The organism is Enterococcus sp. AZ095a, from assembly GCF_050546735.1.
In the GTDB taxonomy this organism is placed as follows: domain Bacteria; phylum Bacillota; class Bacilli; order Lactobacillales; family Enterococcaceae; genus Enterococcus_D; species Enterococcus_D entomosocium.
Genome location: NZ_CP172953.1, coordinates 3,426,627 through 3,453,624 on the forward strand (window position 1 = coordinate 3,426,627; position 26,998 = coordinate 3,453,624).

The following is a 26,998-nucleotide window of genomic DNA, read 5'->3' on the forward strand; positions in this document are numbered from 1 at the left end:
TTACTTTATTAACAATGGTAAACATCTTGCGATCGGACTATTTTTCTATTCGATAGCGATAAAAACATTGTTTAAGCAACATTTCAACAGAGTTCTATTTTATTTAACCATTGTAACAAAAAAAGAAACTAAGTGTCTCGTAATAATTTGTGTATATTTTAACTATCCATTCTCATCTTTTTCTAATTTTATCGGAAAAAGATACTATATTTTCCTCGCTACTTTCTGCTATTCAAAGCTGCCACAAAGGTCCCGCTCATAGAATGACCGTTAAGTTCGCGGTCAAAAAGATATTGCCGCGATTGTTCTTTCACTGTTCTTTTCCCTTTGTCCTGCGCCTTCTTTTGTATAATAAAAGAAAAAGCAGAAATGGAGTGGCAAATGGAAAAATTGACCCGGATGTTCGAGCGAGTGATCAGTATCTGTATTGATAGCATGTTAGCGATCTTAGTCGTTGTCGTCTTGATTTTTATGGGAAAAGCGATTTTTATGATCAGCACGACGCTCTTTCCTTTAAGTGAAGCGCCCCACCTGTCCTTTTTGATTGAAGAAATTGCCACGTTATTCATTTTGTTAGAAATCATTTTGATGTTGCTGCGGTATATGAAGGACGGACACCATATTCCCGTCCGTTACTTGATTTTGATCAGTATTACTGCGATTTTGCGCGAGCTATTGTTAACGCAAGGCATGGCGAACGATGCCCTATTTTTTGCTCTAGCGATTTTTGTCTTGGTACTGGTCTTGCTAGTCCTGCAAAAAATCAATGCCTTCCAGCATGCCCAAGAAAAAGACCACTGAAACTAGCCCGTCGGATCAGTTGGGTTCAGTGGCTTTTTCGGGATCAGTTAGAGGAATACCAATATAAAAGGTGGTTCCTTTAGGCGTACTTGTAACATCGATCAACCAGTCGTTTTTTTCCACGATTGAAGAGACAGTGAAGAGTCCTAGACCAGTACCGCCAGTGGCACTCTTGGTCGTGAAAAAGCGGGTAAAGATTTTTTCTTGGATTACTTCTGGTATGCCGGGACCGTTGTCGACGATTTCGATCAAAGCAAACTCCTGTTGTGCGGAGAAAGCTTGCTTACGAAACGGAAAGGTGGCGCTCTCTGTCGAAGTGTGACTCAATCGAATGCTGCAATCGGCATTTGCTTGGTACACATTCATCAACAAATTGTAAATAATGACTTGCAGATCGATCTTCTCGTAGACGGCATATCCTACTTCTTGGATATCATACGTAAGGGAAAAGGCTTTTGGCAACAGTGCGCGCATAGTATCGATGGCTTCTGTCAAGGTAGTAGCGATCGACTGCACAGTTTTATCGGCACTTTCGAGTTTCGAAAAACGCAGCACATTGCTGGATAACTCTTTGCCTTTTTCCGCCGCTTTGCAGACTTCTTGCAAGTCCTCCACTAAGACTTCATCGTGTTGGTTTTCCTCGATCAGCAATTGCAGATGACCAATCATTGGCGTCAAAAAGTTGTTTAGGTCATGGACGATTGAGGTCGTTAGCAAGCCAATGGTTTCCAGTTTTGATTCTTGCAAAATGTTTTTTTCGATTTCGTGCTTTTCTTTTAACAGCCGTTGTCGTTCTTTCAATGCTTGGTTTTCGACATAGGCTTGATTGCGTTTCATGTAGTTTTTGATCAGTACGGTCAATAAAATCATAATGACAAACAACAAACCCAGTAGGCCGATCAAAATCAAGTTATCTTGTAAAAAGAGACCGCTTTGCTCCAAAAAATCGGCATTGCTGGCGACGATCAGCCGACTGTCGCCGATGGTGATCCATTGATAAGCAGCCAATTTCAGCACTTTTTGCAGTGTTTCTTCGTTCCACCAATAAGAATAATAGACGGAGGTGCCTTCTTCATTGTCGATTTGTTCTTGCTCCAAGCGCTCAAGATCGGTGAAATCCAGCTCTGGAAATTCTTTTTTGCGGCTCTCAACGATGGAAAAACCAATTTGTTCGTCCGATGGGTGCATAACGATCCGCATATCGGCGTTTTTGACCATCGTATAGCCGGAAACATTGCGATCGGTGGTAAATTCATGATGATACATGCGCTGCAGATTCAAAGGCATCACAAGAACCGCTTCTTTGTCGTCAAGGGTTAGGGACTGATACACATTTAAATAGGCCTCTTTACCATCGAAATAGACTTGCCCATTTTGTACCTGCCGACCCGCCAATACTTTGTCTAAGGATGGATCTTTAAATAACAGTTCCTGCATCGTTGGATCTTGTGGTTTATTTATAGACGTTGCGGTATTTTGGGCGATGACCTGACCTTGTTGGTCGATCAAAAACAATCCGACCATGGCATTGTTCGCGGAATTGATTACTGGTAACGTTAAGGGGCGCTGCAAATCAGCCAAGGCGGCACCTTCGAGGTGGTCATCGGCATAATTGGCAAGAGCCATGTGGTACGATTCGATACTACGGCTGATCAGCTTGATCGCCGCTTGGTTGACCGTTTCTAACTGCCGCAGCCCGACGGTTTCAGCTTGTCTTTGTGCGCTTTTATAACTTGTAAAGGTAAAAATAAGTCCAATCAATGTAATGAATAAGGTAGCGACCACGCTTAAATACAGCCAAAACTTTGATGGCGGTTTCATTGTAAACCCCTTTCATATTTACTATAATACTATTGATACAGGAGGCGGATATTTTGCGAGATGAAAAAATTTTAATCGTTGATGATGACCCTGCTATTCGGCGGCTGATTTGGAAATCTTTACAATCGACGGGCATTTTGATCTACCAGACTGATTCCGTTGAAAAAACGATTGCGATCAATTCTCGTGTCAGCTTTGATCTTTTTTTACTGGATATCAGTTTGGAGCATGAAAATGACGGCTATCATTTGGCACAACTGATTCGAGAAGAAAACCCCACGGTGCCGATCGTCTTTTTGAGCGGTAAAAGTGACGAAAAAGATATGATCAACGGCTATGAGATCGGTGCCGATCACTACATTACGAAGCCTTTTTCACCGGCACTCTTAAAAGCACAAATCGTTTCGATTCTTGATCGCCGCAACGTGCTGCGAGAAAAAGGGATCGCCAAACCGGAAGGGGATCTGTGCAGCGGCATGTTTCGTTTTGACCAAAAACGCTATCAGTTTTTCAAAAATGATCAGCCCATCAAGTTGTCTTCAAAAGAAATCATGCTGATGCGCTTTTTCATGGAAAATCCGGATCAAGTGTTCTCGAAAGAACAGATTTACAGCAATGTTTGGCAAGATGGCCAATTCGATGCCAATACCGTGATGGTTTTTATCAATCATCTGCGAAACAAAATTGAAGATGAGCCGAAGCAAGCCCGTTTTTTGAAAACCGTTTGGGGGATCGGCTATACCTTTTTACCAGAAGGAGACGCCTTCTAGCTGCAAGAAATAAAGGGCCAAGGCTAAAAGATCCGCCGAGCCGCCGGGACTCAAATGGCGTGCAATCAATACTTGATCATAGGTCGTTAATTCACGAAGCAAGTCTGTATCCGACAGATTGGCTTCGTGAATTTTTTGCATCTCCTGCTGCACTGTCTTCATCGCCTCGTAGCCGCCTCGGTGGACGAGGTTGCTGTCTTCGGTTTCACTCATTAGATAGACCAACCCTCGTAACAAGGAAACGGAGGTTTTTTGTGGTTGCTGCCGTAAGTACTCCAGCAGTTTTTTAACCGTTGGATAACCAGCTGCGGCTTCTCCACGAATCCCCATCGTGCCGTAGGTCAAATAATTTTTTTCTCCGTAAGACAACTGGTCTTTGTGGGTGATTTGCTGCAGGTCTTGCTTGACCAAATGCTGGCAGATGTCGGCGGCAAGCTGCAGAATCTGATTAGTATCTTCAGCCGTCAGCACAGCCTTGTCATGCTGTTGATAATAGACTCCTGTCGCCCCCAACAAAACTGCAAAGGAAAAGTTCGCCCCTTTGTGGGTATTGATGCCTTTGGTTGCCTGAAGCATCGCTTCTTCTGCTTCTTGACCGATTCCACGTAACTGGTCAAACAGCTGGATCAGGTCGCCTGTATGGGCAAAGCCAGCTTGGCTATAGCGCTGAAAAAAAGGCGCCAAACAAGTGATACTGTTGATAAAGGTAAACACATTCATGTCCTGATGCGCACCAGAGGAGCAAGGATCTACTAAACCAGGCTTGGGTGCTAACGCTACCTCATAATGCAGCGCATTGACTGCATAGCTGCTGGCGATAAAAAGACGGGAATCAGTCAATTTTTCTTCGCTCCATTTCAGCAAGAATAAATTGCAGGGAGTGATCCAAATGTTCATGGGTCAACAACGTGATCTGTTCCGTGTCATTGGTTCTCATGCCGCGATAAATCAGCCAATGTTCCGCCAATGCCGCATCCCTTCTTCTAGAAGAGCGAATCGCAATGTCACGAAAATACACGAGGTACGCTTGCAGATCCAGCACGATACTTTTTAACCGCAGCATCTGGCTTTTTTCGTAAATAAACGCATTGAAGTCAGAAAAGTTTTTCAAGACCCCATCCACATCATCCTCACGATTCAGCTGCTCGCCATGTTCTAACAAGCAGCGCATCTCCCGGAAATCCTCCTCACTCATCAAGGCCATTGCTTTGATAGTCGCCAATGTATCCAATGATTTGCGGATATCGTAAATCTCATAAGCATCTTTGATACTGATCCCTTTTACGACGATGCCGATTTTTGGTACGTGTTCCACCAGTTTTTCAGCCACCAGCTGAGTCATGGCGTAACGAATTGGGGTCCGGCTGATGTTTAACGTATCGGAAAATTCTTTCTCATTGATGCGAGAGCCTGCGGGAATGTCTCCTAAAATGATGGTTTTTTTGAACGCTTCATAGATCAAATCTTTTAATGGTTTATTTTTGGTCAGATCCAGATTTTTATTTACTGCATCAATAATTGGATTCATGATTTACTCCTATCATACTAAAAACAAATGAGATTTTTGGGAAAAAATAGATATATCGATAAACAAGGAAAACTACCGAGCAAAATGGCAGCCTGCTCGATAGTTTCTTTATGAAATTACTGTGGAATATAAAACGGCATGTGACCTAATAGCACGATCGTAACGACGAAGATCACGAAAATCCCCAGTGCGTATTTCGCCGCTTCTTTTTGCCATTGCCCCATATCTAAGCCAGTCAAGCGCAATAGCAAGTAGATGAAGGCAACCAATGGACTTAACAAGTGGAACGCTTGGCCCATTAAGGACGCCAAGGCCATCTGCATATTGGTGAAGCCATACGAACGACCCGCTTCTGCTAAGACCGGTAGAACCCCAAAGTAAAACCCATCATTGGAAATAAAGAAAGTCCCAGGTGCAGAGATCAGGGCGATAACTATGCCCCAGAAACCAGCCAATTGTTTAGGAATGATTTGCGTGAAACTATTCGCTAAGGCAGTAGCCATCCCAGAGCCTTGGAACAAGCCCATGAAGACGCCCGCTGCAAAAACTAAAATTACTACTTGCACAGCGTCGCCGCCGTTGGCACCGATCCGTGACGATTGATCTTTCAAAATTGGGTAGTTGACCATCAATGCGATACAAGTACCTACAAGGAATAACAAGATTGGTGGTAAAGCGATACTAGAAATAAAGGAGCTTGCTACTAACCAGCCAATCAAGACGATCGTTAAGATACCGTTGAAGACAAAGTTTTTCGGACGGCGGATCGCTAATGTATCAGGATCAGTCACAGTCGTCATTTCTAATATCTCATCGTTCGTCAGTTCCGTAACCCCTAAACGTTTCCGTTCTTGGATCCCCATTCTGCGAGCCACGAAGAAAATCACATATAACAGAGACAAAATCATTCCTGGCAACAAATAAGAAAGGATATCCGCATCAACTTCCAGCACGGCCATTGCTCGGGCAGTCGGTCCGCCCCATGGCAATAAGTTCATGATGGTGTTTTGCAAAATGATCAAGACACCAAGGTTCATCATTTTCATATTCAGCTTCTTATAGATGGGAATAAACGCAGAACAACAGATCAAGGTAGTGGTCGTTCCATCACCGTTCAAAGAGACCGCAGCAGCAACGACTGCCGTTGCCATCAAGACTTTCATCGGATCGCCTTTAGCAAAATAAATCATTTTTTTCGTGATTGGATCAAACAAACCGGCATCCAACATAATGGAAAAGTACAAAATCGCAAACAGCAACATGATTCCTGTGTTGGCTGTTGTCGAGATGCCCTCAAGGACAAAATCACCGATGTTGCCTTTTTCGGAAACACCAGCAACCATCGCAACGAGGGTAAATAGTAATGGGATAATTACTAAGGATGTAAAGGGTGACATTTTTTTCTTCATGATGACAAACATGAAGACAATAATCATGGCATAGGACAAAATTGTTAAGAACATTTTCTTCTTCCTTTCATGCATCGAAATGTGTAAGCGTTATCAAAAAACATTTTAAAAAAATTACAGGCCCGTAATTTGTTAGCGACAAGCGTCACTAGTTTGTGAATATTTTTCTTTTCTTAAAGGAAATAATGTTATTGAATGCTTTACACGTCTAAGAATAAACAATCAAGAAATAGAAAAAAAGACCCGTTTAAAAAAAGAACAGCAAAAAAACAATTTCTCTTTTCAAATCTTATTTTTCGTTTAAAAAGTTCTTAACAGAATATTAACGAAAGAAAAACCTTGATAAATCAACGTTTATATCGGTTTTTCACTCTTTTCTCAAAAAAGGAACACTGAAAAAACAATTTTCAGCCGAAATAAATCTCGCTGATTGAACGGGAGTTTCTATAATGAAAGGGAACGAATCATTGAGAAAGGAGAAACCCATGAATCTTATTAAAAGATTGTTCAAAAAAACGCATGATGAACCAGATGCGCCTGTCAGTCCTCCTCTGAAGCCAAGGGAAATGATAGCGGACCCACCCGCGTCTGATTGGCAAGAAGTGTCGGGCTATCAGCCGGCGCCTGCAGAAGATTATCCGTTAGTCAGTCTGATAGCCGCCGCACTAGGTGCCGAGTGTTCCCCTGAAAGTCAGTTTGTCATTCGAAGAATTGAGAAACGCAATCCTGAATTTAAGCGAGTCACCCTGATTGCCGCCAGTATCGCCGCCGGAGAGCTATCAGATTCTCAGTTCACAATCAAAAAAATAGCCAAAAAAAATGAAAACAAGTGAGGGAAAAACATGTTACGTAAATTTAAAATAGCGATCGATGGGCAAGAATACCTTGTCGAAATGGAAGAAATCGGTGCCCCGCAACCTACCGCTCCTGCCCCAGCAGTGCCAACACCGGCTCCAGCAGCGGCACCCGCTCAACCAGAACCAGTCAGCACACCAGAACCAGAAGTAGCACCACAGCCAGCGCCAGGTACGCTTCCTGCTGACGGCGAGCCGATTCATTCTCCGATGCCGGGAACGATTTTACGTCTCTTGGTCAATGTAGGTGATACTGTACAAGAAAACCAGTCGTTGATGATTTTAGAAGCCATGAAGATGGAAAATGAGATCGTGGCACCAAAAGCCGGAACCGTGGTTGCCATTGCAGTCAATGCGGGCGATATGGTCAACCCAGGAGAACTGCTGATTACGATCGGCTAATTTATTGAAAAGGAAGTGACGTAGTGGAAACGTTAATTGAAGGTGTAGTCGGGTTAGGATCGGAGCCGGGACGGATCGTTATGATGCTCATCGGTGGTCTATTGATGTATTTGGGGATCAAGAAAGAATATGAACCAACCTTGTTGGTCCCTATGGGATTGGGCACGTTGTTAGTGAACTTCCCGAACTCAGGTGTGTTAAGTGCTGGTGGAGAAGCTGGCCCGTTCCAAGTATTGTTTGATATGGGGATCTCAACTGAATTGTTCCCTTTGCTTTTGTTTATCGGGATTGGTGCGATGATCGACTTCGGTCCATTGCTGCAAAATCCATTTCTTTTATTGTTTGGTGCCGCTGCGCAATTCGGGATCTTCTTTACGATCATCGTTGCCGTGTTGCTTGGTTTTGATTTAAACGACGCAGCTTCCATCGGGATCATCGGTGCCGCTGACGGACCAACGTCGATTTTTGTCGCAAATACGCTGAACTCGAAATATATGGGTGCGATCATGGTAGCAGCTTACTCTTACATGGCGCTAGTACCGATCATTCAACCGGTAGCCATCAAAGCTGTGACGACCAAGCACGAACGAAAAATCCGCATGACGTATCGTGCCGGTGAAGTTTCGCAAACGGCAAAAATTTTGTTCCCGATCGTGATCTCGATCGTAGCAGGGTTGATTGCTCCTGTTTCATTGCCATTGGTCGGATTTTTGATGTTCGGAAATCTCTTGCGGGAATGTGGTGTCTTAGATCGTTTGTCCATCACCGCTCAAAACGAACTGGTGAATATCATCAGTATCCTCCTAGGTTTATCAATTTCTGTGAAAATGCAATATGAAGAATTTTTACAAGTCGATACATTGATGGTTATTGGTTTAGGGCTGGTTGCCTTCATTATGGACTCGGTCGGCGGCGTGTTGTTTGCGAAAGTGCTGAACTTGTTCCGTAAAGAAAAAATCAACCCAATGATCGGTGCAGCTGGTATCTCTGCGTTTCCAATGTCTAGTCGTGTCATCCAAAAAATGGCGACAGATGAAGATCCGCAAAACTTTATCTTGATGCATGCAGCCGGTGCCAACGTTTCAGGACAGATTGCTTCGGTCATCGCCGGTGGCTTACTGCTGGCACTGATTGCTTAGGTCACTAGAAAGGAGAGGAAAATTATGAGTCAAGATTTACTGACTTCATTTGAATTGTTGTTATTCGGTTGGGGCGGCGTCTTTGTCGTGATCCTGATCATCTACTTCGCATCCTTGCTTTTGTCGAAGCTCTTCCCAGTAAAAAAATAAAGAAGGCATTGTATGTATACCCTAAAAAGAATCTGGCTGCAAAAAGATCCGGAAGTCTTTTTGCAATGGCAAAAATTGATCACCCGTGCTGGCTTAGCCGTCGGTGAAGAAGTAGCCTATACCGTCGGCATTTTTGACCAGCAAACCTTGATTGCTACTGCTTCTTGCTATGCCAATATCATCAAGTATGTGGTGGTTTGTGAAAAAAAACGCTCCGAACAGCTGTTGACGCAATTGATTTCGCACCTTAGCGATCATATCAAAGACGAGGGCTATACCAAGTCCTTCGTCTATACAGCACCGAAAAATCGTTTGTTTTTTGAATCTCTCGGGTTTCGTGAAGTGCTCGTTGCGCAAGACATCTTGTTCATGGAACAAGGCGTTCCTTCTTATGAAAGCTATGCCCAACAACTGCAACGGCAGCGAATCGGACAAAACAACGGCGCGATCGTGATGAACGCTAATCCTTTTACTAAAGGACATTTGTACTTAGTCGAAACGGCTGCGAGTCAAAAAGAACAGGTTTATGTGTTCGTTTTATCAGAAGACCGCTCGCAATTTTCTGCCAGTGAACGGCTGCAGATGGTGACGGAGGGCGTGGCTCACCTGTCAAATGTAACGGTGCTGCCGACCAACAACTATCTCGTCTCTTCAGCGGTCTTTCCCAGTTATTTCTTAAAAGAGCAAGCACCTGAGGCGATCGCCAAAAAACAAGCCGCCTTTGATGCAACCCTCTTCAAAGAAAAAATTGCCCCGTTGTTGGCGATCACTACGCGTTTTGTAGGCTCAGAGCCTTACTCGCCCGTGACCCAACTCTACAACGAGGCAATGGCTACCGTTTTTTCTCCCGAGCTTGAACTGATCGTGATCGACCGTCTGAAGATCAACCAATCAACCGTTTCGGCTACAAACGTTCGGAAAGCGATTGCAGAAAAAGATATACCTTCCTTGCAGCAATTTTTGCCAGAAACAACGTTCTCATTTTTAATGCAGCATAACTATATTTAGAGGTGATAATAAGTGGAAATCAAAAAAAGTGCGGTTGCCGGCTCCGTTGAATCCAGTGATATCTTGATCGCGATCGAGCCCACCACAACCCAAACCATCGAGCTGACCCTCGATAGCAGTGTCGAAAAACAATTCGGCAAACAAATTCGCGCCGTCATCCTTGAGACGCTGAACCATCTAGGCGTGACACAGGCCAAAATCACCGCCACCGATAAAGGCGCATTGGACTGTACCATCAAAGCCCGAACTCTGACCGCCGTTCATCGGGCAGCCGAACAAGAACGGTATGCTTGGAAGGAGATCGACACATGGAACGTTTAAGAAGAACGATGATGTTTGTACCAGGAGCTAACGCTGCCATGCTACGGGATGCGCCATTGTATGGCGCCGATTCCGTTATGTTTGATTTAGAAGATGCGGTCTCCTTGAATGAAAAAGACTCTGCTCGGACACTGGTGCATTTTGCCTTAAAAACTTTTGACTATTCTGCCATCGAAACCGTCGTGCGCATCAACGGCCTCGACACGGTGGGTGCCCTTGATATCGAAGCGATGGTCCTAGCGGGGGTCAACGTCATTCGTCTACCGAAAACCGAAACCGCCCAAGACATCATTGATGTTGCCGCCGTGATTACACAAGTGGAAAAAGACAATGATCTACCGGTAGGAACCACCAAAATGATGGCTGCCATCGAGTCGGCCGAAGGCGTTTTAAATGCCCGAGACATCGCCACAGCTTCCGACCGCTTGATCGGGATCGCTTTAGGGGCAGAAGATTATGTCACCAATATGAAAACCCGTCGCTACCCAGATGGGCAAGAGTTGTTGTTTGCCCGCAGTATGATTTTGCATGCAGCTAGAGCTGCGGGGATCGCCGCCATCGATACCGTCTTTTCTGATATCAATGACACAGATGGCTTTATCGCTGAAACGACCCGCATCAAGCAGCTTGGTTTTGACGGAAAATCAGTGATCAATCCACGGCAGATTCCCCTAGTCAATGGGATCTATGCGCCTTCAAAAGCCGAGATCCAACAGGCCAAAGAAGTGATCTGGGCCATTCGTGAAGCCGAAAGCAAAGGTTCTGGTGTGATCTCCTTGAATGGCAAAATGGTCGATAAACCAATCGTTGCGCGAGCGGAACGCGTGATTGCCCTTGCCAAAGCAGCGAAATTGATTACCGAGGAGGAAGTGTAATTATGGTGTTAAACAAAGCAGGAAAAGACATCCCTGAATGCTATGCCAACCAATACGGGGTCTTTGAAAATGAAACGGCCAATATCCATGCCTACAAAGAAGCGAGTCGCAAGATCGAGCCAGTCCTGCCGGGCAAAAGCAAGGTCTTGGGCAGTATTCGTGAAGCCATTGAAAAAACAGGGTTAACGGACGGCATGACGATCTCCTTCCACCATCATTTTCGCGAAGGGGATTTTATCATGAATCTCGTTTTAGACGAGATCGCAAAAATGGGCATCAAGAATCTTGCGATTGCCCCTAGTTCCATCGCCAATGTCCATGAACCATTGATCGGACATATCAAATCTGGCGTCGTAACCAATATCACCTCCAGCGGTCTGCGGGACAAAGTCGGTGCCGCAATCTCCGAAGGCATTATGGATGCTCCAGTCATTATCCGTTCTCATGGCGGTCGGGCTCGTGCCATTGCCGCCGGCGATATCCACATCGATGTCGCCTTCTTAGGGGCCCCTAGCTCAGATGCGTATGGCAATGCCAATGGCACCGTCGGAAAAGCAACCTGCGGCTCATTGGGCTATGCGATGGTCGATGCAAAATACGCCGACCAAGTCGTGATCATCACCGACACCCTTGTGCCGTTTCCAAATACCCCAATCAGCATTCCCCAAACGGATGTCGATTATGTCGTGGAAGTCGATGCCATCGGTGATCCTGCAGGGATCGCAAAAGGGGCGACCCGCTTTACCAAAAATCCAAAGGAATTACTGATTGCTGAGTATGCAGCCAAGGTCATCACCAGCTCGCCTTACTACCAACAAGGCTTCTCCTTCCAAACCGGAACAGGCGGTGCCGCATTAGCCGTTTCTCGTTTTTTACGCGAAGCGATGATCAAAGATGAGATCAAAGCCAGCTTTGCCCTCGGCGGCATTACCAATGCCATGGTGGAACTGTTAGAAGAAGGATTAGTGGAAAAACTGATCGATGTCCAAGACTTTGATCATCCTTCCGCGCAATCGCTAGGGAAAAACGCCAATCATTACGAGATCGATGCCAATATGTATGCCTCACCGTTAAGCAAAGGGGCGTTTATCAATCAATTGGATACCGCCATTCTTTCCGCACTGGAAGTCGACACGGATTTCAACATCAATGTCATCACCGGTTCTGACGGTGTGATCCGCGGTGCCTCTGGCGGCCACTCAGATACTAGTATGGCGTGCAAAATGAGCTTAGTGATCGCTCCTCTTGTGCGGGGACGGATCCCAACGATCGTCGATACCGTCAACACGATCGTCACTCCGGGCGCCAGTATTGATGTTGTCGTTACGGAAATCGGGATCGCCATCAATCCTGCTCGCAAAGACTTGATCAGCCATTTTGAAGCATTGTATATTCCCCAATACACCATTGAAGAGCTAAAAGAAAAAGCCTACAGCATTGTCGGTCAACCCGAACCAATCAAGTACGGGGAAAAAACCGTCGCTTTGATCGAATACCGCGATGGCACGATCATTGATGTGGTCAAAAATGTCTGATGCCCTATTTTCAGGAACCCCTGTGACGCTAATCGACATGCTGCAGGCACGAGAAAATAGAAGCTCGCTTCAACGGGAGCTTCTCGCTGCGGATGAAAAAGCGGCATTGCTTGTTGCCACCATGAATATTCCCGGTCCCGTGAAAAATTCTGCCCCATTGACCGCCGTTTTTGAAGAACTCATTACGGAAATCGAAGAGGCCGTCAAGGAACTGATTCCACTGGCAAACCTCTACCGTAGTTTGGAAACTGGACCGGAATATTATCTCGTACTACCCACAGATCCTTATGAACTAAAACGAATGATGGTTCAGATTGAGACCCATCATCCTTATGGTCGATTGGTGGATCTGGATGTCTTAGCCAAAACCCAAGACCAGCTTTTACCTATCAGCCGCACCGAAATCGGACTGCCGACAAGAAGCTGCTACGTCTGTGAACAAGATGCCAAAGTTTGTGGCCGTTCTAGAACTCATAGCGTAGCAGATATGCAGCAGCAGATCCGTAAAATCATTCAGGAAAGAGTGAAAGAATGAAAAAAATCCAATTTACCGAAACCGTCTTGCGGGACGGCCAACAAAGTCTGATCGCTACACGAATGCCTACCAGCGATATGCTACCGATTTTAAAAACCATGGATCAAGCAGGCTATCATGCCCTTGAAATGTGGGGCGGCGCAACCTTCGATGCTTGTCTGCGTTTTTTAAATGAAGACCCATGGGAAAGATTGCGCGCAATCCGCAAAGAAGTGAAAAAGACCAAATTGCAAATGCTCTTACGGGGACAAAATCTCTTAGGCTACAAAAACTATGCCGATGACGTCGTTGCTGACTTTGTTACCAAATCGGTTGAAAACGGCATCGACATTCTTCGTTTGTTTGATGCCTTAAATGATGTCCGCAATTTAGAAACCGCCATCCGCGCCACAAAAGCAGCCGGCGGACACTGTCAAACAGCAATCTCTTATACTACTAGCCAAATCCATACGGTGGATTACTTCGTCGACCTTGCCCATAAAATGGCAAACCTCGGCGCCGATTCCATCTGTATCAAAGATATGGCAGGCGTTTTGACACCGCAAACTGGCTACGAGCTGGTCAGCCGAATCAAAGATGCCGTCGATCTACCGCTAGAAGTCCATACCCATGCCACCAGCGGCATCGCTGAGATGACTTACTTAAAAGTTGCGGAAGCCGGTGCAGACATCATTGATACCGCCATCTCCTCCTTTGCTGGCGGCACCAGTCAGCCAGCAACCGAATCTGTGGCAATCGCCTTAGAAGATTGCGGCTTTGCTACGGGACTTGATTTGCAGAAAGTCGCTGAGATTGCTGAACATTTCAATCCCGTTCGTGATCGCTTCCGTGAAGAAGGACTGCTGAATCCAAAAGTCAAAGATATTGAACCTAAAACCTTGATCTATCAAGTACCTGGTGGCATGTTGTCAAACCTACTCAGCCAATTGACGGAACAAGGATTGCAAGACAAGTATGAAGAAGTCCTAGCAGAAGTACCAAAAGTCAGAGCAGACTTGGGCTATCCGCCACTAGTGACCCCATTGTCGCAAATGGTCGGTACCCAAGCCTTGATGAATGTGATTTCAGGAGAACGTTACAAACTTGTCCCAAGTGAGATCAAAGATTACGTCAAAGGACTTTACGGTCAATCGCCAGCACCCATCACCGACGAAATCAAAGAAACAATCATCGGAGATGCTGAAGTGATCACCGTCAGACCAGCTGATCTACTGGCACCACAACTGCCAGTCTTTCGGGAAGAAATCGCTGAGTATGCCAAAAGCGAAGAAGACGTGCTGATGTACGCCCTCTTCCCTCAGCAAGCCCAAGACTTTTTAGGCCGACGAGAAGATCCCTTTTATGATGTTCCCGTACAGACCGTGTCTGTGAAGATTGCGGTGGATTAGCAACGAAGCCAGAAACAGAGAAAACGACTTAAAGTGCCCCTCACAAATTCGCTTGCTTGAGCAGATTTGTGAGGGTTGTTATCATTTACAGGCTGTTTATTCGTTTTTACTAATTAGCAGCGCAAAAATACATGCGCCATAGCCACTCCACCAATAAGCTTGCATTCGTCGTTTCTCGCTCACGTATTTTGGGTAGCTGAGAAGCCAGGATTGTACTTCCGCTTCATCCATTCTATAATCAGCTAAAAGAAGGGGTTTAAAGGAGGGGTTATCCATGCAACGATATATCGCTTTATTAAGAGGCATCAATGTCGGTGGAAAGAACAAAATTTCTATGAAAGAATTGAAAGCCGGTTTTGAAGAATTGGGGTTTAGCAATGTGGTCACTTATTTGAATAGCGGCAATGTGATTTTTTCCAGTGAAGAGGATGATCCACAAGCCCTTGCCGAAACGATTAAAGCAATGGTCAAACGCGACTTTTCCTTTGATATCGCTATTTATATCATTCGCCAATCAGAGCTGCAGGAACGCTTGACCCATATGCCCGACTGGTCAGGAACGGAAGATAAAACCATCTATGACAACCTGATCTTTTTGATGCCTTCGCTGACCTACGAGGAGTTATCTGAAAAACTCGGGGCTCCGAATGCCGAGCTTGAACAGGTTTTCCCTTACAAAGACGTCGTCTTCTGGTCTTACCTCCGCAAAGACTATCAAAAAACCAATTGGTGGAAAAAAACAGCCAGCACCAGCGTCGGCAAACAGATTACGATTCGAACCATCAATACCGTAAGGAAGATTGCGGAGCTGTGACGACATTCTAAAAATATTCCCCTCTCAACTTATAAGAAAAACCGTCAGAAGGAGTCCCTCTGACGGTTTTTCTTTGACTATCGAATCGTCTTTTTCGCTTGATGGATTTCAATAAAAAGAGCAAGCAGAAACGTGAAGGTTACGATCCAAATTGAATATTTTTTTAAAACAAGACTGACAAAGGCTAGTAAACAAGCACCAATGACAAATGAGAGCACGACGATCGTATAGTTATGGGCATTGCGTTTTTGAAGCGACGTTTTATTCCGTGAGGTCAGATACAGATACCATTCATTTAGCATTTTCCGATAATTTCCTGAGGTCATCATGATCGTATAAGGATTTCCTTCGATTTGCGTTCCAGTAAACGTCAGCATCAGCAAGCCACTGCCAAAAGCAAGCAGACCAATTTTAAAAAGGTGCAAGTTTTGAGACAACAATGGAATGATCAAGCTCGATAAAATAACAGGTAGCATGGTGTAACTGCGCCAATAATGACTGAAATTGCTGCGCTTTAGAAGAATACCTAATAAAAATCCTACCGTAAACAAAATGATCGATACGATCTTAGGCAGCATTTGCTGCCAATTATATTGGGATAAATTCGAAGCCATCAAAATAATGTTCCCAGTTTGAGTAGCAACTAATCCATGAAAGTAATTATGAGAATAGACATCTAATGCCCCACCTGAAAAAGCCATTAAAATCGCAAACAGACGACTGTTATTCGAGACAGAGACAACTTTATAAATTTTTTTTTGCATAGTAGATTCCTCAATCGCTTGATAATTTTGCTAATAGCATTTGTTTTAGACGCTTTTCTTCTATTGATACATGAAAAAGATCGTTTATCCTTGAAATGGAGTTTTTTTCAATAGTAAGTATAACAGAATCAACATCTCCTCTTACTTTAACGAAAAGGAAATATATAGCAAGTAAAGAAGCCCAACAAAGCAAACTTCGTTGGGCTTTCCTTATAGGACGTTCGAAAAGAAACCTTTCGTTATCTTTTCATTTAGAAACCAATAGTTCAAACGCACCTGATTCTTATATGCTACTGGTTTTGCATGGCGGGCAGGTCATCCTTATTTAGTTTATTTAGATAAGGAATCATCATTAAGACACCCGCAACAAACGCGATACCTTCTGTAATCGTCATTGACCAAATCAATCCATCCAATCCATAGAAATGATGCAGCAATAAAACGATCGGAATAAAGAATGTTCCTTGAATCGTGGACATCACTCCGGTCTGAGCACCTAGTCCAGATGCCTGAAAGTTGCCCATGAATAAACCAGAGAAACCATTAAAGATCGAAGAAATCAACTGTGCTCCCAAAATCGTTAAGCCAACTTGGATCACACGTGGATCACTTGTGAATAATCCCAGCACAGGCACTCGCAACCAATACACAATCAAGGCAAAAAAGATGGAGATCCCACCTATCCACAAAGATACTTCTTTCAGTGCTTCTTTCACTCGTTTCGTGTTATGGGCAGAGAAACTATAAGCAAATAACGGTATGACGCCCAAAAATAGACCCATTGTTAAAAATTCCGGTAATTGTGTGATTCGAACAGCGATACCAAAGCTAGCCACAACATTGTCCCCATACTCAGCAGAAAAATTGTTCAACAATAATGTGGTGACGATCATGAAAGCTGATTTAAACAGCTCGGATATCCCTATTTTATAAACTTCTAGCTGATCTTTGATTGAAAGTTTCACGTTCTTTAAAAAGCCCTTCAATGTCTCGCTTTTCGTTTCTAGGAACCAGACATAATACGTTGTTGAAGCGATGTTCGCAATCACTAGTGATAGCCCTGCACCGATCACATGTAGGTTAAAGACGAGAATCAATAATGCATCAAGTAGGATACTCACTGCAACACTGACAAACATGCCATACATTGATTCTTTTGATGCCCCTTCTGAACGCACCAACTGTTCCAAAGCAAAATTTAAAATGAACGATGCTCCACCAACAAACAAAATCAGTGAATATTGTTTTGTATACAAAAATGTCTGCCCACCTGCTCCTAGTAAATGAATAAATGGATCCATGAAAATTACTGCGACAATCCCTATGATTACACCGAGCAGGATGCTCGAGTAAAACGCATAGCCGGCAACTTTCTTGCCCTTTTGAGTGTCTCCATTGCCTAGTAGTCGTGTGATATAGCTTCCTCCACCAACACCCAGCATGTTCCCAACGGCCATCAACAGAATCGTAATGGGCATCGCCAAGGTAATCGCCGACATCATATTGGTATCATGGATCAATCCAATAAAATAGGCATTAATCAAATTATAGATCGTCGTGGTTGAAATACCAACCATCATCGGGATCGATAAATGGGCAATTGCCTTTCGCACCGGACTTTCGCTTAAGTAGTAAATATTGGATTCATCCATTGTGACTTCTTCCATGATGATTCCTCCTTCTATTAGATAGTTAACTGTTAGAATTCTAACTTTAAGGCAATAAGCAGTGATTGACTGCTTATTGCTCATAGACTTTGATCGATTTTTCTTAACAAACGAGTTAGTTCTTCGACTTCTTCTGCATTCAGTGCTTGGACCAGTTCTTTTTCTGCCGCATAAAAAGCTTCATTGGTTTGATCAATCAACGCTTTTCCTTTAGGTAAAACGTATATATTTTTTTGCCGCTCATTATTTTTTGGGATGCGGCGTTCGATATACCCTTTTTTTTCTAACCCTTGAAGCATACTTGTGATACTGGCATCACGACGTTGAAACACTTGGGCCAAATCCTTCTGAATCAATCCCTTGTCTTCATTTTGTGCGATATACGCAATCATTCTTCCTTGCTGTTGACTGATATCCAGGTCTTTTATACGCAGTTCCATCGATTCCCGTGACTTATTCATAATGGACCGCATCAAATTCGAAACGATCAGTTCCTCCAAAACGACTCCCCCTTTGCCAAATGTTAGATATCTAACTATTCGAAAAGAATATACACCGGTTAAAAAGGAAAGTCAATAAAAAGATTCGCTACCTAATAATTAGACCTCTAATTATTTTCAAATTCAATAATGGTAGTAAGGCTAGGGAGTTCCACACTGTGGAAAAGTTACTGACAAAAGCAGACAACAAGGGACTTTTTATTGCCTTTTTAGTAAACGTGTATAAAAGAGCCCTGGGTTCGTCGATTTTTTCCCTCATGGTATCACAGCCAATTAGAAAAGTAGGCTTTATTTTCCGCTCTTGCTAGCGAAAAAAAGAAAGCTTATCCAGAAATCATTTTCCGAATAAGCTTAAACTGATTTATCGATCTAATTAAAATAATTTGCGTCAACTAAGATCGGCTTCAATACTGTAGTAGGTATTATGAACTCTTGTGTCCCCATGTATCCAGCCGAAACTTCATATTTATCAAACGAAATAACTAGTTCATGATTTTCATTAATATAAAAATTCGGATCATTCTCCAACCAATTTGTATCATTATAGTCTAAAACCCAATATTTGATATCGCTATTTACTCTCATCCGCTCTTTCATTTGGTGCTCAATTTCCTGAGCCAGCACCTCTAAATAGTTTTCCGTTTTAAATAACATCTTTAATGATAATAAGACCTCGTTCTTTTTATCGAATGTATCAAATCGATGTTCGACATTGGTGCTCCCCACTGTCTCTTCAAACGTACGGTCGATTACTAAAAATCGATTATCATTGACTTTCACATCATAGGTACCACTGACATACATTTGTTTTTCGTCCACCTTATTTATTACGTCTGTATAACTTTGATATGCTCGTTGTCCTTCACGGAGATATTTTTCATTTAATTGCGAATACACTTGATTTTCTTCTGTTATCTTAGGCACATCAATAGTGATTTCTGCTTCCTCTTGACTGAACAGAAGCGTTTCCCCAGTTATAATTGATACCAAATCCCCCAAAATAGGTATTTCTGATGCAAAACCTCTAAAGGTAGTATTTTGAAGCATAATCAAAAAACTAAAAACCACCAAGATCACGCTTTCGACGCCTCTTCTAAGTACTTTTCGCTTCTTTTCTTCGTATACCTTTGCCTTTTCTATTTGAAAACGTGCAACTATTTCACGCTTTAATTGTTCCTGGTTTTCTCCATCAAACGTGTGCTGTTTCATTTCGCTCATTCTCCTTTTCATATCTTGTTTTTTTAATTTAAAAGATGCTTAAATTGAACAAGAGAACGGTACATCTTCGTTTTCACCGTATTCTCATTTAAATTAAGTATTTGAGCAATTTCCTGCAAGGTAAATCCATCAAAATATTTTAAAATGATGATATCTCTTTCCGGACTAGGCGTTCTCTCTAGAATTTCCTTTAGTTCAAGAAATTCACTTTGATCGAAACGAAAATGACTTAGTTCTATAGTTTCTTCAAAGGCTAACCCAAATGGTCTTAGTCTCTTCACTCGCCATTGATCAATCGCGGTTCTTACTAAAATTTTATAGAACCATGCTTGAAAATTATCAATTTCTACTGTGTTTCTAAAGCTTTTTAACGCCTTTTGAAAGCTATCCTGCAGGACATCTAAAGCATCTTCATGATCATAAACATAACTGTAGGCAATTCGATACATTTGATCATATTTACCTTCTATCAGTTCTTCTAGTAGATGCTCATAATAGCGCACTTTTTTTGTTTGACTTCTATTCTTAAAAATAAAGATCACTCCTTCAACAACTCTCCAAGGGACTAGAAAAGACTGCTATTTAATTTCTCTTTGGTCAGCTAAACCAAAATACTGATTTAGTGGTTTTTGTCCATAAGAGAGCAATTCGCTTATAGTCACAAACTCATAGCCTCTTTTTCTTAGTTGACTTACCATTTCTGGAATGGATTCTACGGAACGTTCATGGATATCATGAATCAAAATGATTGATCCATTTTCTACAGTATCAATTACCTTATTTACAATCAAATCTTTATTTTTGACTTGCCAATCTTCAGAGTCTACATTCCATTGAATAATAGGCAATCCGATGGTTTTGGCAACGGCACCGTTTACTGCTCCGTAAGGTGGTCGAAAGAGTTTTGGCAATACCCCTGTAGCATGAAATATTGCCTTATCAGTCTTCAGTACTTCTTCTTTGACTTTATCCAGAGTTACTTGAGTTAAGTCTGGGTGAGTGTATGAATGACTGCCAATTTCATGCCCCTCTCCCACTATTTTTTTCGCGACCTCTGGGTTCTTATCAACCATCTGACCTAAAACAAAAAAAGTCGCTTTGATCTTTTCTTTTTTTAACTCTCCTAGTAATTTTTTCGTAGACGTATCGTTAGGTCCATCATCAAAGGTGAGCGCAACATAGTTTCTTTTTTGGTCTAAGGATTTTTTTGGCAGATTATTATCAGAAACGATCGCTGGATCAATAAAAGGCAGAATTTTTTCAATGTCGACATTCATCTTTGTCACCCCTAAGACCTCTTTATCAAAAGCGATTTGTATTGAGTGAGGGAGAATGGTTATCTTACTATCCTTGCTTAAAAAGTCATTTGTTAACACTTGATCTAATTCTTCTTCATCAATTGTCGATTTTAATTTAGTTCGAGTACTAAGTAGCTGTTCTTGTACAATTCTGTTTATCGCAAGCAAGTCTGATTCATCGTTGACAATATCTTTTAACCGAGGTTCATTTCGATTTTTGGATAAGAGTATTTCAGATAATTCTTTTAATTCACCTAAATATTTCAAAGACTTTGTTTTATCATCCCAAATATATTCCTTTGTTACTAATTGTCGATTAATAAGGGCATCATTCACCTTTTCCTCATTGACATAGGAAAGCACCATTGACCGAGAATCCTTCAATTGTTTCGAGGCAACCTGAGTTTGAGCTTCCAATTGTTTTATAATATTTTTATTTTCAGTCGCAGAATAGTACAGGTAATATTTATTGTATTGATTATCGCCACTCTTTGATTCTTCAATCTGAGTGATATCACGATCAAAAAATTCAGTTTTAATTGTTTTTTCGACTTGCGTTTCAAAATTTGTTTGTTCTTCTCCATACACTTGACTCATTAGGTACTTATACATGGCACCCACTACTAACGTAAGAATCAGTGCACAGAATATAGCTATTAACAATAATTTTTTTCTCATAGTATTTCCTCTCTTTCGTTGTTCTATAGGGTATGACGAAAGAACAGGTCAAATAGTTTCATTTATTAGCAAGTTTTTATCAATCGTGAACTTTCTTAATCGTGATTCCTTTATCTCCATAATATTGCTGTCTAAATTCATTAGCGAAAAATAGTAACTTCCCAATTATTCGTTTTTTTCCTATCTTTTCCTTTAAGGTTTAGCTTTGACATCAGATCTTTACGTTTTCCCTTAACTATGTCATTAGACAGTAGCGTTAGTTCTTAATCTTAATACTTGCGGAAAACAAAAAAAGGCTTCAAAAAATTTTTTTTTCGAAGCCTTTTTTAAGATAATTTTTATTTATGCAAAACCTATGACACATTGAATACGATAGAATTCTTCTTTTCTACACTTAGATCATAACCACAGATTTCTTTGAAATATGTCTTGTAATCATTCTCAGTAATTCTAATAATCTCATCTGCTGAGAAATCGTCGAATCGAGATAATTCTGAAACTAGATTCATCTTTGCATCAAGTCCTAGAATTTTTGGGAGCACTTCCCAGAAATTATCTTTTGAAATCGATTCAATCAGCTGACCGAATTCAGTTAGGTGTTTTTCGCAATATGCTTCCAATTTTTCACGTTCAATACCTTTTTTTATTTTCTTAAAATTGAAGTAGTAAGAAAAGGGTTCGTGGTTGTTTCCACCGTCCATTCATTTGCCCCTCTTTCTATGTATTTTTCCTAAAATTTTATTTGTATCAGCAAAACGCTATTATCTTGCCTTCCTTTTTATAACAATTAAATAAAACTGCCCTATCAGCTCCATCGAGGTGTTCTGATAGGGCATAAGTAATTATAGAATACTCTGCCTACTCATTTATTTGTTCACTAATTATAGTAATCAGTCGTTCCATAAATGTGTCTGCTTTTACTCAATAGTAATAAGATAGAAAATACTATGAGTGCATACCCCAGGATGATCAAACTGCTTGTGTTTGAAGAACCTGTTTGCGGTAATTTCCCTTGTCCGATTTGAGAAGCATCTGCGACGATCGTTTTCTTATTGTCATCGTCTGCTTCTTCCTCTTTCTTCGCTGTTTCACCAATTCGACCAGTCACAGTGACCTGCCCTGTTGTCGCCTCTGCGACAATGGTTTCTGATAGATCCCAGACAGTCAGAGCCAGTAATGCAGCGATGAAAAAAATGATTCTTTTTCGTTTTTTCATACGATAGATCCCTTCTTTACTGGGATTTCAGTTTTTAGTCTTCCTCTACATCCGGCGCAAAACTCAAGACCAATTTGAAACTTGGGTTTGATTCTTCTGATGCATTGGCAGGTGTTGCTTCACCAGTGAACGCAAACGTCCCTTCATTCGTTCCTTGGTTGCCTTCAAGGGTAAACAATTCTGTTTCTGTTACAGTTGGTGTGCCGTTTTCAAACAACTCAATCCCGTTTACGTTTAACAAGTCTACTTCAGACATATTCAATGGTGTATCAACACCTGCAACAGAAGCGATCACACCAACTGCTGAGTTATTTGTCACCGTGTACGTAGGCGAAACGATCTCTTTGTGGCTTGACGCTTCAGTCGTATAGAACAAAGCAGTCGTTGGAATCGTTACATTGATCCATTGGTTCAAATCATCGGGATTTGGTCCAGGTGTTGTATTCTCGAATTCACCGATGATCCCGTTTACTTGGACATCTCCTGACGTATCGCCTTCACGTCCGTCAATAGTTTGTGTTGCAAAAGCGGTGGTGCCGCTTGCGATTACTCCTGCAATCGTTGCTGTACTTAGAATAGCTGCTACAAATTTTTTCATTTTTATTTCCTCACTTTTCCTTTTTTTAATTCTTAACGATAATCGTTAATTCAGCTTCAGTGACCCCTTGTTTTTCTTTGCTTTCAGGGTCATAAATATTGATGGTGGCTTTGGCAGGATACTCGCCTTTTGCCAATGGTGTCGCCAAGGCGACATTTTCAACAAATTGATTTGGATAGATCGCACCGGAAGAATAGATGACTTCCCCGCTCGACAGTAAAGAGATGTCCACGGCGATTGGGTACACATTGGTGCCTGGATTAACGATTTCTATGGATCCCGTGCTTTGACCATCTTCAAAAATGGCTTCTGGATTGATTTGCAGGGTGAAATAATTCGCATCTGCAATTTCCTGCGCCCGTTCAGATAATCGCTGATCGGTGGCATCGCCAGATTCAGGCAAAAGGTCTGCACTGATCAACGGAACTGCTTCTTTTGATTGATAGAAATAGTACCCGAGTCCACCGGCAAGTACGGCCAATAGCAACAACCACCAGAGCCATTTCCGTCGTTTTTTATTTTCGGTTTGATTCGTTTGCTCCAATGGATTCACCTCCTTCCCATTTGGTACGATCTTTTTTTCTTAGTCTCGTGGAACAAAGCGTAAGACGATGCGATAATTCGGTACAAGCAAGTCTTCATAATACCCGCCTTGATCGGCTTCTGAATCAACGACCCACTGGGGATAGTCCCCATAGAAATCCCCGGTTAAGGAAATCGGCACGCGGCTTCTTTCTTCTAAGCGAACCAAGTGTTGTTCTTCCATCGCTTCATAGAGTTGAATCTGGGTTTCTTCCGTTTTTAGGTTCAATCGCAACAGCGGGGTTGAGATATCGTCATAAGTAAGGGTTGGGTCTTCCTCTTCGCTTTCACTTTCAGCGTAATCGAGGGGATCTTCTCCCTCTTCTAACAAGACGATTCCGGCAGGATCATCGATCGCCAATTGATTGATATAGGTATCCACAGCAAGTGGCGATTGATTGCGGATCTCATACGCTTGGCTTTCAAAATTACGATTCGATTCCGCCGTATTGTACAAGGATTCAAAGACCATTTTGGTCGGGATCGTCACTCGCATATGCTCCAGTTTCGATGTCACATCGATACCGATGGTCATCTGGTAGGCTTTATTCCCCACCTCAAGAACAGCGAAGTAGCTGCCGTCTTCGTCCACTTCTCGTGTAAGATCCGTTTCTACGATGCGAAAGTCATCCGTCATATCCACTTCCGTCAATACATTTGCGGCTTGCGCGCGACTTTCTTGAAGGATCAAAGCATCTAATTCTTCTTGCGTGCTTAATTCATTAATTTTGAAACGGTCTAAAGTGAGGTTATTCGCTTGATAATTAATTCCTTTTATGACTGTTTGTTCTTCCGTTCTATCACCGGTCGTTTCAACAGAAGGTTTCGCAACTGTAATCGTTACCTTTGTCTCGGTCTCAAGACGTTCGTTTCCTATCAAATCAATTTGGAACTGTCGGACTTGTTGATTTGACTCTTGATAATCGCCCCAAACAATTCGAGGATCATCTTTTTCAAGAACTACCTTATCTCCAGACGTCGTTTGGTAACTAATAGTCAACTCATCTACGGACTCTGTTGCATATCCAGTAATAGTTTGGGACTGATCGCTTACTCGATCAATGCTTGCGACAAGCTGTTCTGGAGCTACTCGCTCCCAGATATAGGTTCCTGGGGAACTACCATCATAGTTAGCCATAAACTCAGTTGAGTTTTCAAAAGTTATAACCGAACCATCACCCGACAAATTTTCTTCTAGCGTCCAACGTCCAGTATATTGTTCAGTACTTGGGATTGCTGGTAAGTTTGTAGCAGCAGAAAAAATAGATTGTTCTCCTAATGTTATTCTATTTAATGCGTTAGTATTACCAAACATACTCTGCATATTAGTTACCTGAGAAGTATTCCAGTTGCTGACGTCAATTTCTTCTAAGTCACTTGCATTGGTAAACATGAATGCCATGTCTGTTACTTGTGACGTGTCCCAATTGCTAACATCTATCTTCTTTAAAGAATTCGCATTTTGAAACATCGTTCGCATATTAGTTACCTGAGAAGTATTCCAGTTGCTGACGTCAATTTCTTCTAAGTCACTCGCCTGGGCAAACATGAATGCCATGTCTGTTACTTGTGAAGTGTCCCAATTGCTAACATCTATCTTCTTTAAAGAATTCGCATTTTGAAACATCGTTCGCATATTAGTTACCTGAGAAGTATCCCAGTTGCTTACATCTATTTCCTCTAAATTCACATTGTTAAACATAGTTTGTGTAGACAGTAAACTAGAGGTGTTCCAGTTGCTGACGTCAATTTCTTCTAAGTCACTCGCCTCGGTAAACATGAATGCCATGTCTGTTACTTGTGAAGTGTCCCAATTGCTAACATCTATCTTCTTTAAAGAATTCGCATTTTGAAACATCGCTCGCATATTAGTTACCTGAGAAGTATCCCAACTACTAACATCTAGTATATTCAGTGCACGGACCTGACTAAACATGAATCTCATGTCTGTTACTTGAGAAACATCAAACTTATCAGCATTTTCGATAGATTCCAATTCTGCTAGTCCATCAAATAAGAAGGAAGAATTTCTTGGTAAAGTAACAGAATCATTGACTAAGATTTTCTTGACCGATGGATAAGTTTTCCAAGGAGCAGTTGCAACTGCTCCAGCTTCTCCACCATACAAGATGATCGTTTCTGAGATACCATCATATAGCCATGGAACGGATCCCCACATTTCAAATATTTCCCATGTATACGTACCTGGAAAACGGCCATCATAACTTGTCATGAATTCACTTGAACTGGCATACCTGATCCCAAGATTTTCTGTACCTGGTTCCAACTTCCACCCACCGGTATAACCGTCTGTTTGTTGAATCGCTGGAAGCTGAGTGTCAGCTGAAAACAAGCTGTTTTCTCCGAGTGTCAATGATTTTAAATTAGTATTATTAAATATCTGACTCATATTTGTAACACTGGAAGTGTCCCATGAACTAAGATTCAATCGTGTGAGAGATCGGGTTAAATTAAACATTCGGCTCATATTCGTAACTTTTGATGTGTTCCATGTTCCTAAATCTAAAGTAGTAAGACTATTGGCTTGAAGAAACATGTCCCTCATATCCGTGACATTTGATGTGTCCCATGCTCTTAAATCTAAGGTGGTAAGACTTTGAGCATTCATAAACATTTGACTCATATCCGTGACACTTGATGTATCCCACGATGCAAGGTCTAACCTAGTAAAAGCTGCGGGTGTGGCCGCCAGATTCCCAAACATAAGTCTCATATTAGTCACATTTGACGTGTCCCAATTACTAACATCTATTTCCCTTAACCGCCATGTAACTTGAAACATACTCTCCATATTAGTGACGTTAGAAACATCTAGTTTGTCTGCATTCTCTATGACTTCTAAAAGTTGTAATTCCCTAAACATCCCCGACGAGTTACTAGGTAAAATCACTTGATCTTCAAAAATTATTTTGCGAATGTGACGATACTGCCACCATGGCGACTCTCTTGCCGCCCCTGCTGTTCCGCCACCTACTATGATTGTTCCTTCTCCTTCGTAATAAGACCAAGGTACAGTCCCCCATAACCCTTGATCTGTAGGTATCCCTCTGACTAAAATCGAGTCTGTAACTTTACTATCTCTTTTTTCTTGTGCCACTGCCACAGA

28 protein-coding genes are annotated in these 26,998 nt (G+C 42.2%); 13 read left to right on the forward strand and 15 right to left on the reverse strand.

Annotation, left to right across the window (positions count from 1 at the left end; all coding sequences use genetic code 11):
* Window positions 1-381 precede the first annotated feature (381 nt).
* On the forward strand, window positions 382-801 hold the full coding sequence (locus IGJ26_RS15865) for a phosphate-starvation-inducible PsiE family protein (protein WP_008381850.1): 420 nt from the start codon (window positions 382-384) through the stop codon (window positions 799-801).
* A gap of 15 nt (window positions 802-816) precedes the next feature.
* On the opposite strand, the gene IGJ26_RS15870 is transcribed toward IGJ26_RS15865, so the two are convergent.
* Window positions 817-2,622, reverse strand: a complete 1,806-nt coding sequence (locus tag IGJ26_RS15870) for an ATP-binding protein (RefSeq protein ID WP_430599735.1) — start codon at window positions 2,620-2,622, stop codon at window positions 817-819.
* A gap of 53 nt (window positions 2,623-2,675) precedes the next feature.
* Between IGJ26_RS15870 and IGJ26_RS15875 the strand changes: the two genes are divergently transcribed.
* Window positions 2,676-3,392 (forward strand): response regulator transcription factor, encoded by a 717-nt coding sequence (locus tag IGJ26_RS15875; RefSeq protein ID WP_008381846.1) that lies wholly within the window; start codon window positions 2,676-2,678, stop codon window positions 3,390-3,392.
* On the opposite strand, the gene citG is transcribed toward IGJ26_RS15875, so the two are convergent.
* The 3 genes from citG to IGJ26_RS15890 form a co-directional block, all read right to left on the reverse strand.
* Window positions 3,369-4,232 carry a triphosphoribosyl-dephospho-CoA synthase CitG gene (citG, locus tag IGJ26_RS15880; RefSeq protein WP_223273058.1) on the reverse strand — a complete coding sequence of 288 codons (864 nt, stop codon included), beginning with the start codon at window positions 4,230-4,232 and terminating at the stop codon, window positions 3,369-3,371. The two genes, IGJ26_RS15875 and citG, sit on opposite strands and share 24 nt — an antisense overlap.
* Window positions 4,225-4,920, reverse strand: a complete 696-nt coding sequence (locus tag IGJ26_RS15885) for a GntR family transcriptional regulator (RefSeq protein ID WP_005233081.1) — start codon at window positions 4,918-4,920, stop codon at window positions 4,225-4,227. The genes citG and IGJ26_RS15885 overlap by 8 nt, the downstream gene beginning before the upstream one ends.
* A 116-nt stretch (window positions 4,921-5,036) precedes the next feature.
* Window positions 5,037-6,383 carry a CitMHS family transporter gene (locus tag IGJ26_RS15890; protein WP_008381841.1) on the reverse strand — a complete coding sequence of 449 codons (1,347 nt, stop codon included), beginning with the start codon at window positions 6,381-6,383 and terminating at the stop codon, window positions 5,037-5,039.
* 431 nt (window positions 6,384-6,814) lie between these two features.
* On the opposite strand from IGJ26_RS15890, the gene IGJ26_RS15895 reads away from it, so the two are divergent.
* The 11 genes from IGJ26_RS15895 (at window position 6,815) to IGJ26_RS15945 (ending at window position 15,350) form a co-directional block, all read left to right on the forward strand.
* Window positions 6,815-7,162 carry a hypothetical protein gene (locus tag IGJ26_RS15895; protein ID WP_223347142.1) on the forward strand — a complete coding sequence of 116 codons (348 nt, stop codon included), beginning with the start codon at window positions 6,815-6,817 and terminating at the stop codon, window positions 7,160-7,162.
* A 9-nt stretch (window positions 7,163-7,171) separates the two neighbouring features.
* Window positions 7,172-7,585, forward strand: a complete 414-nt coding sequence (locus IGJ26_RS15900) for an acetyl-CoA carboxylase biotin carboxyl carrier protein subunit (RefSeq protein ID WP_005233074.1) — start codon at window positions 7,172-7,174, stop codon at window positions 7,583-7,585.
* Window positions 7,586-7,608: 23 nt separating this feature from the next.
* Window positions 7,609-8,724 (forward strand): sodium ion-translocating decarboxylase subunit beta, encoded by a 1,116-nt coding sequence (locus IGJ26_RS15905; RefSeq protein ID WP_005233072.1) that lies wholly within the window; start codon window positions 7,609-7,611, stop codon window positions 8,722-8,724.
* A gap of 24 nt (window positions 8,725-8,748) precedes the next feature.
* Entirely contained in the window at window positions 8,749-8,874 is a 126-nt protein-coding gene (locus tag IGJ26_RS15910; protein WP_008381833.1) for an OadG-related small transporter subunit, read from the forward strand.
* 12 nt (window positions 8,875-8,886) lie between these two features.
* Window positions 8,887-9,882, forward strand: coding sequence for a [citrate (pro-3S)-lyase] ligase (citC, locus tag IGJ26_RS15915; RefSeq protein WP_430599737.1), 996 nt, complete (start codon window positions 8,887-8,889; stop codon window positions 9,880-9,882).
* A 12-nt stretch (window positions 9,883-9,894) separates the two neighbouring features.
* The gene (citD, locus tag IGJ26_RS15920; protein ID WP_430599738.1) at window positions 9,895-10,203 is read left to right on the forward strand and encodes a citrate lyase acyl carrier protein; all 309 of its coding nucleotides are present in this window, start codon (window positions 9,895-9,897) and stop codon (window positions 10,201-10,203) included.
* Complete coding sequence (gene citE, locus IGJ26_RS15925) at window positions 10,191-11,078, forward strand: citrate (pro-3S)-lyase subunit beta (RefSeq protein ID WP_430599739.1); 888 nt, start codon at window positions 10,191-10,193, stop codon at window positions 11,076-11,078. The genes citD and citE overlap by 13 nt, the downstream gene beginning before the upstream one ends.
* Window positions 11,079-11,080: 2 nt before the next feature.
* Window positions 11,081-12,613, forward strand: a complete 1,533-nt coding sequence (citF, locus tag IGJ26_RS15930; protein ID WP_430599740.1) for a citrate lyase subunit alpha — start codon at window positions 11,081-11,083, stop codon at window positions 12,611-12,613.
* Window positions 12,606-13,148 carry a citrate lyase holo-[acyl-carrier protein] synthase gene (gene citX, locus IGJ26_RS15935; RefSeq protein ID WP_223347143.1) on the forward strand — a complete coding sequence of 181 codons (543 nt, stop codon included), beginning with the start codon at window positions 12,606-12,608 and terminating at the stop codon, window positions 13,146-13,148. Before citF ends, citX begins: the two co-directional genes overlap by 8 nt.
* A complete protein-coding gene (locus IGJ26_RS15940) occupies window positions 13,145-14,536 on the forward strand; it encodes an oxaloacetate decarboxylase subunit alpha (protein ID WP_086298863.1) in 1,392 nt (463 codons plus the stop codon). Before citX ends, IGJ26_RS15940 begins: the two co-directional genes overlap by 4 nt.
* 274 nt (window positions 14,537-14,810) lie before the next feature.
* Window positions 14,811-15,350 (forward strand): DUF1697 domain-containing protein, encoded by a 540-nt coding sequence (locus tag IGJ26_RS15945; protein WP_086316677.1) that lies wholly within the window; start codon window positions 14,811-14,813, stop codon window positions 15,348-15,350.
* A 77-nt stretch (window positions 15,351-15,427) separates the two neighbouring features.
* On the opposite strand, the gene IGJ26_RS15950 is transcribed toward IGJ26_RS15945, so the two are convergent.
* The 11 genes from IGJ26_RS15950 to IGJ26_RS16000 all read right to left on the reverse strand — a co-directional run bounded on the left by IGJ26_RS15950 (window position 15,428) and on the right by IGJ26_RS16000 (window position 26,995).
* Window positions 15,428-16,114 (reverse strand): YoaK family protein, encoded by a 687-nt coding sequence (locus IGJ26_RS15950; protein WP_429962042.1) that lies wholly within the window; start codon window positions 16,112-16,114, stop codon window positions 15,428-15,430.
* A 290-nt stretch (window positions 16,115-16,404) separates the two neighbouring features.
* The gene (locus tag IGJ26_RS15955) at window positions 16,405-17,781 is read right to left on the reverse strand and encodes an MATE family efflux transporter (RefSeq protein WP_429962043.1); all 1,377 of its coding nucleotides are present in this window, start codon (window positions 17,779-17,781) and stop codon (window positions 16,405-16,407) included.
* Window positions 17,782-17,861: 80 nt separating this feature from the next.
* Window positions 17,862-18,242 carry a MarR family winged helix-turn-helix transcriptional regulator gene (locus tag IGJ26_RS15960; RefSeq protein ID WP_016613715.1) on the reverse strand — a complete coding sequence of 127 codons (381 nt, stop codon included), beginning with the start codon at window positions 18,240-18,242 and terminating at the stop codon, window positions 17,862-17,864.
* A gap of 408 nt (window positions 18,243-18,650) precedes the next feature.
* The gene (locus IGJ26_RS15965) at window positions 18,651-19,490 is read right to left on the reverse strand and encodes an RsiV family protein (RefSeq protein WP_223273055.1); all 840 of its coding nucleotides are present in this window, start codon (window positions 19,488-19,490) and stop codon (window positions 18,651-18,653) included.
* A gap of 32 nt (window positions 19,491-19,522) precedes the next feature.
* Window positions 19,523-20,041 (reverse strand): RNA polymerase sigma factor, encoded by a 519-nt coding sequence (locus IGJ26_RS15970; protein ID WP_005233050.1) that lies wholly within the window; start codon window positions 20,039-20,041, stop codon window positions 19,523-19,525.
* 36 nt (window positions 20,042-20,077) lie between these two features.
* Window positions 20,078-21,475, reverse strand: a complete 1,398-nt coding sequence (locus IGJ26_RS15975; RefSeq protein ID WP_086316680.1) for a polysaccharide deacetylase family protein — start codon at window positions 21,473-21,475, stop codon at window positions 20,078-20,080.
* 353 nt (window positions 21,476-21,828) lie between these two features.
* Window positions 21,829-22,176 (reverse strand): DUF7006 family protein, encoded by a 348-nt coding sequence (locus tag IGJ26_RS15980; RefSeq protein WP_005233047.1) that lies wholly within the window; start codon window positions 22,174-22,176, stop codon window positions 21,829-21,831.
* Window positions 22,177-22,352: 176 nt separating this feature from the next.
* Entirely contained in the window at window positions 22,353-22,691 is a 339-nt protein-coding gene (locus IGJ26_RS15985) for an LPXTG cell wall anchor domain-containing protein (RefSeq protein ID WP_086316681.1), read from the reverse strand.
* A gap of 34 nt (window positions 22,692-22,725) precedes the next feature.
* A complete protein-coding gene (locus IGJ26_RS15990) occupies window positions 22,726-23,289 on the reverse strand; it encodes a hypothetical protein (protein WP_144330853.1) in 564 nt (187 codons plus the stop codon).
* Between the two features lie 25 nt (window positions 23,290-23,314).
* Entirely contained in the window at window positions 23,315-23,833 is a 519-nt protein-coding gene (locus IGJ26_RS15995; protein ID WP_034871937.1) for a hypothetical protein, read from the reverse strand.
* 39 nt (window positions 23,834-23,872) lie between these two features.
* Entirely contained in the window at window positions 23,873-26,995 is a 3,123-nt protein-coding gene (locus IGJ26_RS16000) for a BspA family leucine-rich repeat surface protein (RefSeq protein WP_430599742.1), read from the reverse strand.
* Window positions 26,996-26,998: the final 3 nt, after the last annotated feature.